General features: G+C 51.2%; 10 protein-coding genes. 7 read left to right on the plus strand and 3 right to left on the minus strand.

The window, feature by feature from the left end:
* Positions 1-116: 116 nt before the first annotated feature.
* Positions 117-662, minus strand: a complete 546-nt coding sequence (locus AC5FX6_RS17235; RefSeq protein ID WP_493598198.1) for a hypothetical protein — start codon at positions 660-662, stop codon at positions 117-119.
* Positions 663-799: 137 nt separating this feature from the next.
* Here AC5FX6_RS17235 and AC5FX6_RS17240 point away from each other — a divergent pair, with 137 nt between their 5' ends.
* Together AC5FX6_RS17240 and AC5FX6_RS17245 are read left to right on the plus strand one after the other, a co-directional pair.
* The gene (locus AC5FX6_RS17240; RefSeq protein ID WP_493598199.1) at positions 800-1,717 is read left to right on the plus strand and encodes a glutamate--tRNA ligase family protein; all 918 of its coding nucleotides are present in this window, start codon (positions 800-802) and stop codon (positions 1,715-1,717) included.
* 90 nt (positions 1,718-1,807) lie between these two features.
* Positions 1,808-3,169, plus strand: coding sequence for a mechanosensitive ion channel family protein (locus tag AC5FX6_RS17245; protein ID WP_493598200.1), 1,362 nt, complete (start codon positions 1,808-1,810; stop codon positions 3,167-3,169).
* Between the two features lie 148 nt (positions 3,170-3,317).
* Here AC5FX6_RS17245 and AC5FX6_RS17250 read toward each other — a convergent pair whose 3' ends face one another.
* A complete protein-coding gene (locus AC5FX6_RS17250) occupies positions 3,318-3,845 on the minus strand; it encodes a DUF2911 domain-containing protein (RefSeq protein ID WP_493598201.1) in 528 nt (175 codons plus the stop codon).
* A 156-nt stretch (positions 3,846-4,001) separates the two neighbouring features.
* Between AC5FX6_RS17250 and AC5FX6_RS17255 the strand changes: the two genes are divergently transcribed.
* The 3 genes from AC5FX6_RS17255 (at position 4,002) to AC5FX6_RS17265 (ending at position 7,610) form a co-directional block, all read left to right on the plus strand.
* A complete protein-coding gene (locus AC5FX6_RS17255; protein WP_493598202.1) occupies positions 4,002-5,759 on the plus strand; it encodes an ABC transporter ATP-binding protein in 1,758 nt (585 codons plus the stop codon).
* Between the two features lie 72 nt (positions 5,760-5,831).
* Positions 5,832-6,461 (plus strand): hypothetical protein, encoded by a 630-nt coding sequence (locus AC5FX6_RS17260; RefSeq protein ID WP_493598203.1) that lies wholly within the window; start codon positions 5,832-5,834, stop codon positions 6,459-6,461.
* A gap of 72 nt (positions 6,462-6,533) precedes the next feature.
* The gene (locus AC5FX6_RS17265) at positions 6,534-7,610 is read left to right on the plus strand and encodes a J domain-containing protein (RefSeq protein WP_493598204.1); all 1,077 of its coding nucleotides are present in this window, start codon (positions 6,534-6,536) and stop codon (positions 7,608-7,610) included.
* A 77-nt stretch (positions 7,611-7,687) separates the two neighbouring features.
* Here AC5FX6_RS17265 and AC5FX6_RS17270 read toward each other — a convergent pair whose 3' ends face one another.
* Positions 7,688-8,482: an alpha/beta fold hydrolase gene (locus AC5FX6_RS17270; protein ID WP_493598205.1), complete on the minus strand. Its 795-nt coding sequence runs from the start codon at positions 8,480-8,482 to the stop codon at positions 7,688-7,690.
* Between the two features lie 945 nt (positions 8,483-9,427).
* Between AC5FX6_RS17270 and mfd the strand changes: the two genes are divergently transcribed.
* Together mfd and AC5FX6_RS17280 are read left to right on the plus strand one after the other, a co-directional pair.
* The gene (gene mfd, locus AC5FX6_RS17275; RefSeq protein WP_493598206.1) at positions 9,428-12,799 is read left to right on the plus strand and encodes a transcription-repair coupling factor; all 3,372 of its coding nucleotides are present in this window, start codon (positions 9,428-9,430) and stop codon (positions 12,797-12,799) included.
* Positions 12,800-12,989: 190 nt separating this feature from the next.
* Complete coding sequence (locus AC5FX6_RS17280) at positions 12,990-14,591, plus strand: PAS domain-containing protein (protein WP_493598207.1); 1,602 nt, start codon at positions 12,990-12,992, stop codon at positions 14,589-14,591.
* Positions 14,592-14,641 lie beyond the last annotated feature (50 nt).

Below are 14,641 nucleotides of genomic sequence, written 5' to 3' on the forward strand. Positions count from 1 at the left end.
AGGGCCAAATTGTCTTAAGGTTTTCTTTTATTAAAATGCACTCCAACGGTCTCGTACAGGCAACGGGTGAGGCATAGCCGAACATGCTGCCTGTGCTGTGTTGGCAGATTTAATTTTTAGTAAGCTTCCAGAAATTCATCCAGTACGTCTTCATCGTCAAAATTCAGGACAGCTTGAGCCACTTTTACTTGTCCTTGTGATGCTGCCAATGCTGATAGAGCCGCTGCTGTAAATGCCAAGTCCCAATCTTTGTTTTTACTGTTTTCTATAAGTTCAGGTATAGCCTTTAATGAATTGATGTAATCTTCTTGATGGTCTCTAGGTATTTGGGGATTCTCCCTATGCCTTTGAACTTCAATGACGGCTATTAGTCCGAGTAAGCTTGAGTTAACTATACCTTTCTCTCTGGCAATTCTGACAAGATGCGGCACAGCAAAGTAGGAAGCTAAACCGACATCTCCTTGATGGTGCAGTTCGTCCCAAAGCTCAGAAAGTATATCATCTACTTCTTCTGAACTCTCTGCACTTTCTAATTTTCTCAGAGCAATGGAAGCGTCGTAAGGTGTTCTATACCCACCTTCAAACTCTTTCCATTTTGGATCATTTAACTGAATCGTTTTATTAATTCTTATACCGCCCAACTTCCGCAAAAGCGTGAACATACGCTTATCTGCATACTATCAAACATAGCGAAATTCCGTAATTCATACACCTTATCCTCAGGCATTTTAACAGTTTCTAATTTGACTTAAGAAATAGCAGCTATACCTTTGACCTTATCAAACCCAGCACTATACCTTTGGAAACGAAACAGCCAATCAAAACCCGCATTGCCCCTACCCCCAGTGGCTACCTGCACCTGGGCAATGCGCTGTCGTTTGCCATTACATGGGCGCTGGCCCGAAAGCAGCAAGGCATAGTTACGCTGCGTATCGACGACCTCGACAATGCCCGTTTCCGTCCTGAGTACCTACAGGACATTTTTGACACGCTTGACTTCATGGGCATCGACTACGACGAAGGGCCACGTAATCCCAAAGATTTTCAGGACAACTATTCGCAGCTTTTACGGCTTCCGGCGTATCAGGCACAACTCGACAAACTGGTAAAGCAAGGCATGGTGTATGCCTGCCCCTGTTCCCGCAGTCAGATAAATGCCCTGTCACCGCAGGGGCTCTACCCGCTTACCTGTCGCGACGAACAGCTGCCTCTCAATACACCCAATGCCGCTTGGCGCGTCCGTATACCGGAGAGCACCTTCATCTCTTTTGAAGACCAGCTACTAGGCAACTGCACTGTGGCATTGGCCCTCGAAATGCCTGACTTTGTGGTGCGCCGCAAAGACGGTATACCTGCCTACCAGATCGCTTCAATCGTTGATGACCTGGACATGGGCGTCAACCTGATTGTGCGAGGTGAGGACCTGATGCTCTCCACGGCGGCACAGCTTTTCCTGGCGCAGCATACCGATGCCACGGCCTTTACCAATGCGGCTTTTGTGCACCATCCGCTCATTGTGAGCGAGGGCACCAAACTCTCCAAATCGCATGATGCCCTCTCCCTTACCGAAATGCGCAAGGCCGGACTGACCTCGCAACAGCTTTGGCAAAAAATGGCTGAGCTATTGGGCTGGCAAGAGACAGGTATAGCAGATGGGCCAGGTTTCTTGCACAGGTTCCAGCTTGAGGACCTGCCCCGGCACATCGCACAGGTATAGCACGCGACTATTTGTAGCACCCCGGCCTTTCTTCCGTATAGAAATAAAACTGCTCAAAATGGCAGAACAAAAGAGAAAGCCGCGAAACCTATGCCTTCTTATAATCGAAACAGAAGAACCTCCACACGAAATTTACGCGCCACCACTACGAGTGCCGGCACTCAGGGCACCGGTCAGGTAAAGCCCTATACCTCTAGTGTCACGCGCAGAAATCTCCGTACCAAAGCCCGCAGAAGGAAACCTGCCAGAGGCTCGGCCGTCAAAGGCGCCCAGAACAGGCTCCGAAACTTCCGGCAGGCCTCCATCCTGGCTGTAGCCATCACTGGTTTCATTCTTTTGATGTTTGCGCCAAGCGAAGCAGGTTTAGCACAGGAAAACGGTCCGGACTCAGTAGCTGTGGTAGAAGAGGTTGCGATTGAAGAATTGGTGCCGGGTGACACTGCTTCTGAAGCAGTTGTTTCGAATGGCTCCACCAAAGAAGCTGCAGAAGAGGCCATCGGGGCATTGCAAGGGCTATGGGACAGTTTCATTTTCAACCTCCCGAAGATTCTGATCGCGCTTATCACGCTCGTGCTGGCGTGGCTGTTTGTGCGTATGCTGCGGGCTATCCTGCTGCGCACTATTGGCAAATGGCAAAGCTCCAGCGCCGTTATCTCGCTTGTCTCTATCGCAGTTTGGTTGCTGGCTGTGGGGGTAGCTCTCAGCGTGGTGGCTGGTGATATACGGGCACTGGTCGGGTCATTTGGTCTGATCGGTCTGGCTCTGTCATGGTCACTGCAAACGCCTATCGAAAGTTTTACAGGCTGGCTCATGAACTCCTACCAAGGCTATTACCGCGTGGGGGACCGCATCCGGGTAGGCGAAGTGTTTGGCGACGTGTACCGCATCGACTTCCTGACCACCACGGTTTGGGAGATCGGGGCACCTTATCAACCTGGCTTCGTGCGGGCCGAACAGCCCACCGGCCGTTTGGTTACCTTCCCCAACAACGAAGTACTGACGGGCACTGTCATCAACCTTACCGGCGACTTCCCTTATGTGTGGGACGAACTGGATGTGGGAGTAGCCAACGAGTCGAACGTTCCGCTGGCGATGGAGGTACTGGAGAACGTGGCGCAAAACCTGCTAGGCAATTACATGAAAACACCTGCCGCTTCTTATTCCCAGCTTCTGAAGCGGGCCGGCCTGGATGATGCCGTGCCGGACAAGCCACAGGTGTTTGTCTCCATGGACGAGTCGTGGACAAACGTGACCATCCGCTACCTGGTGGGGGCACGTGAGCGGCGCAAATGGAAGAGCGAACTCACCCTGCGCATTACCAACGAGCTGAACAAACCAGCGTATGCTGGCAAGATCATCCCGGTATATCCACGACAGCAGGTACAGTTCATCAACCCCGAAGGGGTGCCTGTGCGGGCGACGCTCACTGACAAAGACCAACCGAAAGAGTAAGGTAGACGCCGGATCTAACCCCTGCCTTAATGCGACATAGAGTTCCCAGCTTAGGTATACGAATGGTTGTAAAACAAATCAGCCCTGCTATCTTGGGGCTATACCTATAGCTTCCGAAATAGCAGGGCTGAGAAAATAAATGAAATGATTACTTGGCTGCTTTCACCATAACTGGCACTTCCAGGTTTTCCCAACGCAGCACGATGCCCTCATCTGTCACATCATACACCAGACGCTCACTCATCGAGGATGCTGGCCGAGGCTTGGCCATCACACGCAAAGCATCCTGCTTCTCGTCGTATTGCGTGCCCCATTGCTTAGCCGTTTTGTTGAAGATGATGGTCCACTCGTCTTCGGCAGGTATAGTATAGAAACTATAGGTGCCAGCCGGAAGCATTTTGCCTTCCACCATGATATCCCGGTCGGTGGTAAAAGTGGTCGCCTCATTGGCACCAGCTCGCCATACCTTACCATAAGGCACCAACTCGCCCCAAACGGTGCGGCCTTTTACAGACGGGCTGCTGTAGTTCATCGTAATGGTAGCATCGCCTATTTTTCCTGAAGCTGTCGCCGGAGGACTTGCTTTTGGCTTGGCATCCTGTGCTAAGGCTGTGGTTGAAACCAGTATGCCCATAAACAGCATAGCTAATGTGTGCAGAATTCGTGCTTTTTTCATAGTTATTGATTTTAGTTAAAGTCGAAAGATAGGCAAAATCGCTTGCCAATTAACTAACGTTCAGTCACTTTGTTTGATTGCCCTCCCTTATTTGTTTGAAACGAACATCTGCAGCCCTATGGCCCGTACGTATACCTTAGCTTATACCCTCAGCACATGCGCGTACTCTTGAACTACCTGCAGCCTCACCGGGGGCTGGTTATACTCTCACTTCTGTTGGCGGGCACCAGCCAGGTGTTGGCACTCGTCGACCCGATCATTTTTGGCAAGATCATCGACAAGTACGCCACACCGCCTTTTACCATGACCAGCGAAGAGCGTGTGAAAGGCGCACTTTGGCTGATGTTATTAGCCGTTGTGGTAGCACTACTCTCCCGTCTGGCGAAGGCTTTCCAAGAGTATTTTACCAATCTGGTCGTACAGAAATTCGGTGTGCAGATCTTCAACGACGGCCTCAAGCAAACTTTAAAACTCTCATACCAGGAATACGCCGACCAAAACAGCGGCGAAACACTCTCCATCCTGCAGCGGGTACGTCGCGACACTGAGCGCTTCATCAACTCGTTCATCAACATCCTGTTTTCTTCTTTGGTGGGTGTGGGTTTTCTGGTCTGGTATGCCATCACCAAGCATTGGGCGCTGGTCCCTATTTTCATCATCGGGATGGTCGTGCTCGGCGGGCTCACCAGTCTGCTCAGCGCCAAGATCAAGACCATGCAACGCTCCATCAACCGGGCCACGAATAAAATGTCAGGGGTGATTACAGAGTCGCTGCGCAACATTGAACTGGTGAAGAGTCTTGGCCTGACCTATCCCGAAATACGCCGTTTGCGTGAGCACACCGAGCGGATCTTTACGCTGGAGATGACCAAGGTGAAGCGGGTACGCACGCTCTCTTTTCTGCAAGGCACGGCACTCAACCTACTCAAACAGTCCATCCTGTTCACGCTGCTTTGGCTGATCTTTCGGGATGTGCTCACTACGGGCGAACTGATCTCGATGCAGTTTATCTCGGTCAGTATTTTTGGTCCTTTGCAGGAAATGGGCACCATCATCCTGACTTACCGTGAAGCCGAGGCCTCGCTGCACAACTTCGACGAACTCATGAACAAACCCGTCGAGACAAGGCCCGAATCAGCCATTGATGTGGGACCGTTGCAGCAGTTGCGTTTCGAGGACGTGGTCTTCCGGCATAAGGGTGCGCCGCAAAACTCTGTCGACGGCATTTCCTTCGAAGCCAACACGGGTGATACCATCGCTTTTGTAGGGCCATCGGGTTCAGGTAAATCCACACTCGTGAAGCTGCTGGTTGGCCTATACCTGCCAGCCAGCGGTGAGATCTACTACAACGGCTCACCCGTGAAAGAAATCTGGCTGAACGAGGCACGGCGACAACTGGGCTTTGTGACGCAGGAGACGAATCTATTTTCGGGCACCATCAAGGAGAACCTGCAGTATGTGAAACCGGACGCGACCGACGAAGAAGTGATCAGAGCGATGAAAAAGGCATCGGCAACCACCTTGCTCAGCCGCTCCGAACATGGCATCCATACCCAGATAGGTGAAGGCGGACTGAAGATGTCAGGTGGCGAGAAACAGCGTCTATCTATTGCCCGCGCCCTGATCCGTAACCCGCGTTTGCTCATTTTTGATGAAGCCACCTCCGCCCTCGACTCTCTCACCGAAGAAGAAATTACCGCTACAGTGAAGGAAGTGTCGGCCTTGCGCGAGCAGATCACGATCCTGATCGCCCACCGTCTCAGCACGATCATGCACGCCGACACGATTTATGTGCTCGAAAAAGGGAAGATCGTGGAAAAAGGCAATCACGCCGAGCTGGTAGCGCAAAAAGGCTTGTATTATGCCATGTGGCGCCAGCAGATTGGCGAACGCAAAGTAGAACTGATCAGATAAGGTATAGCCCGCAACCTTCTGCCTGTGTGCAGGGTATGCAAAGCAACACACTAGAACAGAGCATCTATACCTATGAAATTATACCTACCTATATTCGTCGCCTTGTTGGCTCTCGCCTCTTGTGGCTCCGACTCCGCCGATGGCAACTACAACCGTGCCGCCGATGATGAACTGATTGACAGCCAGATTGACGCTGATACCAAAGCCTCCATTGATAGTGTAGCCCGTGCCACGGACGAAGGAGCCATTCTGCACCCGTTGCCAGACACACTTACCCGCTTGCTACAACAGCGCCAGCCACAGACAGAAGTAGCTGTTCTTACTGACCAGGCCATGTCGAACCGCCGTTTACAAGTTGATAACCCCATATACCTGCGTGGTAACCTCAATGGCAACCGTAATCCGGATTATGCTGTACAGGTGCTTCAGAACGACTCCATCCACATTCTCGCTTTTCTGGATTACAGCACGCCGCAGGCCCGCGAAATGAAAATAGCCTCCTACCCGTCGCAACAGCTGAACGACCGCAGGTACAGCACCTTGCAACTCAAACTGGCCCCACAGGATTCCATTGTTCAAAATCCGCGCCGGCAACAAGTCACCACCCTGAGAACAGACGGTGTCTACGTACTGGACGGAAACCTCACTAAGCTCTACCTGTTTCAAAATAACCGATTTATACCTTTCAATGCGCAGCAGTAAGGTATAGCGCAGGCTTATTTGTAAATTGCCAGCCATAGCGCCATACCTTATTACAAAACCTGCTACCTGCTTATGCCTGCTCCAAAGTCCGACAAGCCTGTTCCATCGCTTTCCCCACAGATTACCTCTGAAGACCAGCGCAGACTGAGCCAACTGCAGCAGGAGTTCAATAAAAAAGTGGCGCAGATAGAGCAGCTGAAGCAGGAGCTGACCACCCGGCGCGACAGCATGGACCTTGCCCAGAAGCGTATCGAGAAGGAGTTGCGCCCCATCATCATGCAGCAGGTGGAGCAGCGGGCTGCTTTGGCCCATCTGCTGGACGAGGCTTTTGCGTTGCCGCTTTTCAGTTTCAGGGAAAAAGAGAAGCTTGCGCAGCTGATTGCCAGCATCGCACTGGACCTGATCGAGAACTATGAGCGCAAAGACCTGATCGCATTGCACGACCGGTATGCAGAGGTTCCCTACAGTGAACGCACAGCTTACCTAACTGATGAAGAGGATTTTGAGGAAGAAGGTATAGACAGCAACGAAGAGGCAGCTATACCTGACAACTGGGATGAGCTTGATGAATTTGAGCGTATTCAGGCCCAGCTGGACCGTGAAGAGGAGGAACGGGAACGCGCCAAACAGAACCGCCAGAAAGGCCGCAAAACCAAAGCCCAGCAACAAAAGGAAGCGAAAGCCAGGGCCGAGCTCAATAACATCAGCAAGGCCAGCCGCCGCGTGTACACCAACCTCGCCAAGCAGCTGCATCCCGACAAGGAACGTGACGAAACCAAGCGTGTTTGGAAAGAAGAAGCCATGAAGCGCGTCACCCAGGCCTACCATCAGGATGACTTCTTCGAACTGCTGCGCTTACAGATGGAGTTTATGCAGGAGCAGGGCCAGGCGCTCGACGAGCTGCCTGACGAACAGCTACAATACTATGTGAGGCTGCTGGATGAACAGGTGAGCGAGTTGCAGGCAGAACTCAATGGCTTCATCTTCGGACCCAATGCCACGTTTTACGATCGCTTCTGTGGGAGCCCAAAGCAGATGAGTCAAAAGTTTAAGCGGGCGAAAGAGTCCTTGGTCTATGAACTGGAGCAGTTGAAACAGAACCTGCGCGTGCTGCAGGACCCGGTGCAGATCAAGGTGATGCTGAAATAAAGTCGTTGTGCTGTGATGATCCCAGAACCTGCCACCAGACTGCAATTGCAGCATCGATGCGCCGTTTATACCTGAGTCTATACCTTCAGGTAGTCTTCCATAATGGCTATCGTTTCGATAGGGGCGCTCAGGTTGGGACAGTGGCCTGTCGCTTTCATTTGCACCAGCGTAGAGTTTCTGATCGCTTTATGCACATAATTCCCAACTTCGGTGGGCGCGATAATATCTTCAGCGCACTGCATGATCAGCGAATCAATTTTGAGCTTAGGCAGGTCCAGCCGATTGTCTGACAGAAAAGTGACTTGTGCAAAATGGCGTGCTATCTCCGGGTCTGTATTGCAAAAACTCTCTACTAGCTCTTCTCCTAGCGAAGGCTTATCTGAGTTTCCCATAATGAGCGGGGCAAACGTATCTGCCCAAAGTGTGTAATCGTGTTTCATATACGCCAGCATCGACAGGATGTCGGCGCGGTCAAACCCACCAATGTAATTCTCATCGTTGATATAGCACGGCGAAGGCCCGATCAGCACCAAATTGCTAAACAAGTCCGGGGATTCGATCGCACTGAGCACTCCCATCATGGCGCCTACTGAATGTCCTACAAAAATCACATCCTGCAGGTCAAGTTCATGGCATATTTCCTGAATGTCAGTTGAGTAGCCGTTGAGGGTGTTATACTTTCTTGCGTCATAAGCACTAAGATCAGAGTTGCCTGCCCCCACATGATCAAACAGCACAATTCTATAGTGCTGCTGAAAAGCAGGCGTAATAAAGCGCCACATGTTCTGATCACAACCAAAGCCGTGCGCAAACATGAGCAGCTTCTCCCCTTTCCCAAAAACGTTGATATTATTTCGTTTGATCACATCCATGGCATCCCCTTACCATTTACTTCTTACCTACTCACATAGCTATAACGCAAGCCCTATAATATACTTATACGAATTTAAATTTGGATTAAAACAAATTCATAGAAGATTTAGGTTCTGCCACTTTGTAGGGAGCGGAAGGCAAGTTATATATAGCAGGATAGTTGTTGCGGAGATTAAGCTCTGGTACTACGCAAGATGCCGTTAAGAATGTGGGATTCCTTCTGTTAAGTCTTTGAGTTCTGTTTGCAATTCCTGAGCAAATGGTTGGATTCTCAGCATCGCTGTTTCTTTACTGCTGTTGCACGACAACGGAATTTTAGTACCATCCTCCAGCCATAAATAACTGTCAAACGAAGTGGAAACGGTGGGTCGCCAAGAACGGTGTGAACTGGAAGAAGTGTACCTGTTCTTCTTTAGAAAAATACACTTAGTGCCTGGGTACGGCTCTCTGGCACCCACAGTGTGCCCTAGTATATTCACTCCCAGGCAATAAGTACCTTGGTATAGATCGATTTCGAGGCACTTATACTGGACCAAAGGAAAAATCCCGAACAGGATCATGAGGACACCAACCACGGGATAAGTCATAAATAACCATACGCCTCCAGCGATAATAACAATAGCGTATACTTTCGTGCTGAAGCCAGCAGGGTCAGTTAGTCTGTAGCGAAGTAAAGGTGTTTCCATCGATTCATAAGGTAGAGTCTTTTTCACTAAAAATTAACTATACCGTAAGGAATGGTGAATATAATTATACAAAATTAGAGAGCCAGTAGTTTATCCTTACTAAAAAACATACTTATACATTCCCCGCAACCTTCTCCCCTTTCTCCCAGTTCTGATAAGACGTTAACTTGTAGTATCTTTGTAAATAACACCCAGCAGAACACGACTATCTAAAAGTCCTGTGTTCTGCCTTTGCTGTTTTGTGACTTTTAGAACTGAATGAAAGTAACTGATTTTTTAGAGCTGTACCGACTCGATGGGGTGGTGCAGACCATTGCCGAGCGACTCAAAGCCGACAAACCCTATCGTCTGCAACTCAAAGGTATGGCCGGTAGTCTGGATGCCGTGATGGCCTCGGCAGTTTATACCTTGCACCCGCAGCACCAACTCTTCGTTTTGCACGACAAGGAAGAGGCAGCCTATTTCTATACCGACCTCAAAAACCTGCTCGGCGACGAGAAGGAGGTCATGCTCTTTCCGACGTCCTATAAGCGGCCTTACAGCTTCGACGATACCGAAAACGCCAACATCCTGATGCGGGCCGAGGTGCTCAACCGCCTCAATACCAAGTCCGAAAAAGGCGAACTGATCGTGACCTACCCGGAGGCGCTCACGGAGAAGGTGATCAACAAGAAATCGCTGGTGGAGAACACGCTGGGAGCCAAAGTGGGCGAAAAGCTGGACGTGAATTTCCTCAGCGAGATGCTGGCTGAGTATGGCTTTGAGCGTACTGAGTTTGTGTACGAAGCGGGCCAGTACGCCGTTCGAGGTGGTATTGTGGATGTATTCTCGTACGCCAACGACCTGCCTTACCGCATCGAGCTTTTTGGAGACGAGATAGAAAGTATCCGCTCCTTCGACCCGGACACACAGCTGTCGGTGGAAACGAAGAAAAGCATCTCGATCATACCGAACGTACAGACCAAACTACTACAGGAAACACGCGAAGCTTTTCTGGAATTTCTACCCAAGAACACGGCTATTTGGTTCAAGGATGTGCGTCAGACGCTGGATGTGATCGACGAGTATTTCGACAAAGCGTCACATGCCTTCGATAAGCTGATGGCAGGTAGCGGCGGCACCCAGATCGTGTCGGACCCCGAGCAACTCTTCCAGACGCAGAAGCAGTTCAAGAAGCTGTTGGAGAAGTTCAGCATCGTGGAGTTTGGCAAGCGCTTTAATTACAAAGACACGGAGGTACTGCAACTACAGTCCAAGCCGCAGCCCTCATTCAACAAAGACTTCAACCGACTGGTAAAGGACCTGCACGAGCAGCAGAGCAAGGGCTTTGTGAACATCATTGCCACCGAGTCGCCGCGCCAGATCAACCGCCTCACCACCATCTTCGATGAACTAGACCATGACATGCGTTTCCAGCATTTGGCCGTGTCGTTACGGGAAGGTTTTATAGACGAGCAGCTCAAGATCACCTGCTATACCGATCACCAGCTTTTCGACCGTTTCTACCAGCACAAAGCCAAAGAAGGCCGCTCCAAAACGAAGGCGATGACGCTGAAAGAGCTGCGCACCCTGCAGCCCGGCGACTACATCACGCACATGGACTACGGCGTGGGTCGCTTTGCAGGACTGGAGAAAGTGGAGGTTGGCGGCCGTCTGCAAGAGGCCATCCGATTGGTATACCGTGACGACGATTTGCTCTACGTGTCCATCCACTCGCTGCACAAGATCAGCAAGTACAGCGGCAAAGAAGGCGGCCCGCCGACCATGAGTAAGCTGGGCTCGCCGGAGTGGGAGAACAAAAAGAAGAAAGTAAAGAGCAAGGTAAAAGATATCGCTGCCGAACTCATTCAATTATACGCCAAGCGCAAGGCCGCGCCAGGTTATGCTTATACCCGTGATGGCTTTTTGCAAGCCGAGCTGGAGTCCTCGTTCATCTACGAAGACACCCCGGACCAAGGCAAGGCCACCGAAGACGTGAAAGCCGACATGGAGCAGCCGCACCCGATGGACCGCCTCGTGTGCGGCGACGTGGGCTTCGGCAAAACCGAGGTGGCCATACGTGCTGCCTTCAAAGCAGCCTGTGATGGAAAACAGGTGGCCGTGCTGGTACCAACCACGGTACTGGCCATGCAGCACTTTAAAACCTTCCGCGACCGACTCGAGCAGTTCCCGGTTACGGTAGACTACATCAACCGCTTCAAAACAGCCAAGGACATCAAAAACACCCTCCAGCGGGTAGCCGAAGGCAAAGTGGACATCCTGATCGGCACACACCGCATTGCCAGCAAGGATGTGAAGTTCAAAGACCTTGGTTTGCTGGTAATAGACGAGGAACAAAAGTTTGGTGTGAAGACCAAGGAGAAACTGAAGGAGATGCGTGTGAACGTAGATACCCTCACACTTACGGCTACGCCTATACCTCGTACGCTCCACTTTTCCCTGATGGGTGCCCGCGACCTGAGCGTAATTGCCACACCGCCGCCTAACCGACAGCCTGTGAAAACGGAGCTGCATGTGTTCGACGAGATCCTGATCCGGGATGCCGTGGCAGCAGAGTTAAAACGTGGCGGCCAGGTGTTCTTTGTGCACAACCGCGTGAAGGATATCGAAGAGATCGCCAACATGATCCTGAAGCTGGTGCCAGATGCCCGCATCACGTACGCCCACGGACAGATGGACGGCGAGACGCTCGAAAAGCGCATGATGAAGTTTGTGGAAGGCGAGTACGACGTGCTGGTGTCAACGAACATCATCGAATCGGGTCTGGATATACCTAATGCCAACACCATCATCATCAACCGGGCGCACATGTTCGGCCTCTCCGACCTGCACCAGATGCGGGGCCGTGTGGGGCGCTCGAACAAGAAAGCCTATTGCTACCTGCTTACACCACCGGTGGCTGGACTGCCAACCGACGCCCGAAAGAGACTGAGTGTGCTTGAGGAATTCTCGGACCTGGGTGAAGGCTTCAAGATTGCCATGCGCGACCTCGACATACGCGGTGCTGGTAACTTGTTAGGTGGTGAGCAAAGTGGCTTTATCAATGACCTTGGTTTCGAGATGTACCACCAGGTGCTCGACGACGCCATCAAAGAGCTCAAAGAAACAGAGTTCCGTGACCTGTTCCTGAAAGACAACCTGGCCGAGTTCGTGGAGCCGGTGCGCGACTGTAACATCGAAACCGACATGGAAGTGCTTATACCTGACTGGTACGTAGGCAACATCTCCGAGCGACTCAACCTCTACAGCAAGCTCGACAGCACCAAAGACCTGCAGGACCTCGAAAAGCTCCGGGCCAGCATCATTGACCGTTTTGGACCATTGCCAGAGGAGGTACAAAAACTGGTAGAGATCGTGAAGCTGCGCTGGCAGGCACAGCAATTGGGCTTCGAAAAGCTCACTATCAAGAAGGAAGTGATGAAAGGCTACCTGCCGAGTGACAACAACGACGCTTATTTCCAGTCCGAGACCTTTGGCAACATCCTCAAGTATGTGCAGCAGCACTCGCGACGCTCCCGACTCAAGGAAGCCAAAGACAAGCTGATCGTGATTGTGGAAGACATACAAAGCATCGCTGATGCACGTGAGGTGTTTGACAGCCTGGATGTAAAAGCGGCTGTTAAAGGGTAGATTTTCGCACGGGATATCTACTCCAGCTACCCTATAGCATATCAGCTGCACAGCCCCTTATAAAACAATGGGCTTGTGCAGCTGATATATTTTTTAGCTAGTGCAACATTTAGGGCAACAATTCGACTAAATTTTTCTATTTTAGAAGCTTCTACGCTACGAAAACCGAACTTAAGCCTAATAAATAGCTGTGCATTCCAAAATCGCGATATCACCACCCAAGCTAGAGCCCATCTTCAGGGCTTTGCCGGGGCTATATGTGGTACTAACGCCTGACTTAACCATCGTAGAGGCTACAGATGCTTTGCTGGAGCATACGCATGTAAAGCGCGATGAAATCATGGGCCAGCACCTGTTCCACATTTTTCCGAACAACCCTGACAATCCACAGATAGACTCCGAAGGTTCTGTTCATCACTCCCTGCAGTCTGCCCTGATACATAAGAAGCCTTATAATACGGAAGTGCTCCGCTACGACATTGCGACCGAAGACGGCTTCATGGAGCGGTACTGGGATGCCACCACCACCCCGATCATTGACGAAAGCGGAGAGGTTCAATACCTGGTGCACGAGATTCGCGATATAACCGAAAAGGTATTGATCGAGCGCATGCATCAACAGAGCCAGGAGCAGCTTAACCTGATCAGCAATGCGACCAAGGCCATCGCCTGGGAGTACGACATTGAGAATAACCGCATGAGCTGGGGCGAAGGGCTTCAGGAGATATTTGGCTATACCCCCGAGGAAATAGGTGACAGCGGAGAGTCCTGGGACTCGCGCGTACACCCTGAAGATTTTGAGGAAGTACAACGCAGCATACAGCAGGCTCTAGCCGACAAACAAAGCACCTGGATTGGCGAGTACCGCTTTCAGCGAGCTGATGGCAGCTACGCCTTTATCCTGGACCAAGGCTATACCACCTATAACTCTGATGGCAAGCCTATCCGCACGATCGGCTCTATCATTGACATCACCCAAAACAGGGATACCCAGGAGGCGCTCCGAGAAAGTGACGCCCGCTTCAGGCACCTGCTGGACGTGCTCCCACACATGGCCTGGACTGCCTCACCTAAGGGTAAAGTACTTTTCTTTAACGAGAACTGGTACAGCTATACCGGCATGCGCCCGGGCCAGACAGACGGTTGGATTGGCGCAGTGCACCCGGACGACTCGGCCGTAGTGCTCACCAGTTGGCATAACGCAGTGGCATCAGGCAATAGCTTTGAGATAGAGTACCGCATACGCCATCACCTAGACGGTAGCTACCGCTGGTTCCTGGAGCGGGGCCTGCCGATGCGTAACGAACAGGGCAATATCACCCTCTGGATTGGTACTTACACCGATATCGATGATCAGAAAAATCAGGAGGAGAGTAGAGAAGACGACCGGCTCGAGAGCATGTTGCGCCTTTCGCCAGTGCACCTGTGCGTGTTGCAGGGACCAAACCATGTATGTCAATATGTGACGCCTGGCGTATACAAGCTGTATGGCAACCGGAGCTATTTGGGTCGTGCCGCCCGTGACATTTGGCCTGAGCTTGAACCCCTTGGCTTTTTTGACCTCTTGCACGAGGTATACACCAAAGGGCGCACCGTCTACATCAATGAGTTCCAGACACCAATTGACCACGACTTCAACGGAAAACCACGCGATGCCTACCTTAACTTTAAATACCAGCCGCTGTTTGATAGCACCGCCAGCGTAGAAGGTATCATGATCTCAGCCATCGAGGTGACTAGTCTCGTAAGAGCTAGACAAAGAGCGGAGGCCCTGGCCAGAGGAGAATCATGACACTCCTGTTTTTTGTCTTAGTTTAAAACAAAAAAGGCCATATTTGTAAA

The sequence above is a fragment of the Pontibacter sp. LHS2 genome (assembly GCF_058932845.1).

Coding starts and splice junctions, on each gene's coding strand:
- AC5FX6_RS17235 (WP_493598198.1), bottom strand. CDS start 662: ATGTTCACGCTTTTGCGGAAGTTGGGCGGTATAAGAATTAATAAAACG.
- AC5FX6_RS17245 (WP_493598200.1), top strand. CDS start 1,808: ATGCCTTCTTATAATCGAAACAGAAGAACCTCCACACGAAATTTACGC.
- AC5FX6_RS17250 (WP_493598201.1), bottom strand. CDS start 3,845: ATGAAAAAAGCACGAATTCTGCACACATTAGCTATGCTGTTTATGGGC.
- AC5FX6_RS17255 (WP_493598202.1), top strand. CDS start 4,002: ATGCGCGTACTCTTGAACTACCTGCAGCCTCACCGGGGGCTGGTTATA.
- AC5FX6_RS17260 (WP_493598203.1), top strand. CDS start 5,832: ATGAAATTATACCTACCTATATTCGTCGCCTTGTTGGCTCTCGCCTCT.
- AC5FX6_RS17265 (WP_493598204.1), top strand. CDS start 6,534: ATGCCTGCTCCAAAGTCCGACAAGCCTGTTCCATCGCTTTCCCCACAG.
- AC5FX6_RS17270 (WP_493598205.1), bottom strand. CDS start 8,482: ATGGATGTGATCAAACGAAATAATATCAACGTTTTTGGGAAAGGGGAG.
- mfd (WP_493598206.1), top strand. CDS start 9,428: ATGAAAGTAACTGATTTTTTAGAGCTGTACCGACTCGATGGGGTGGTG.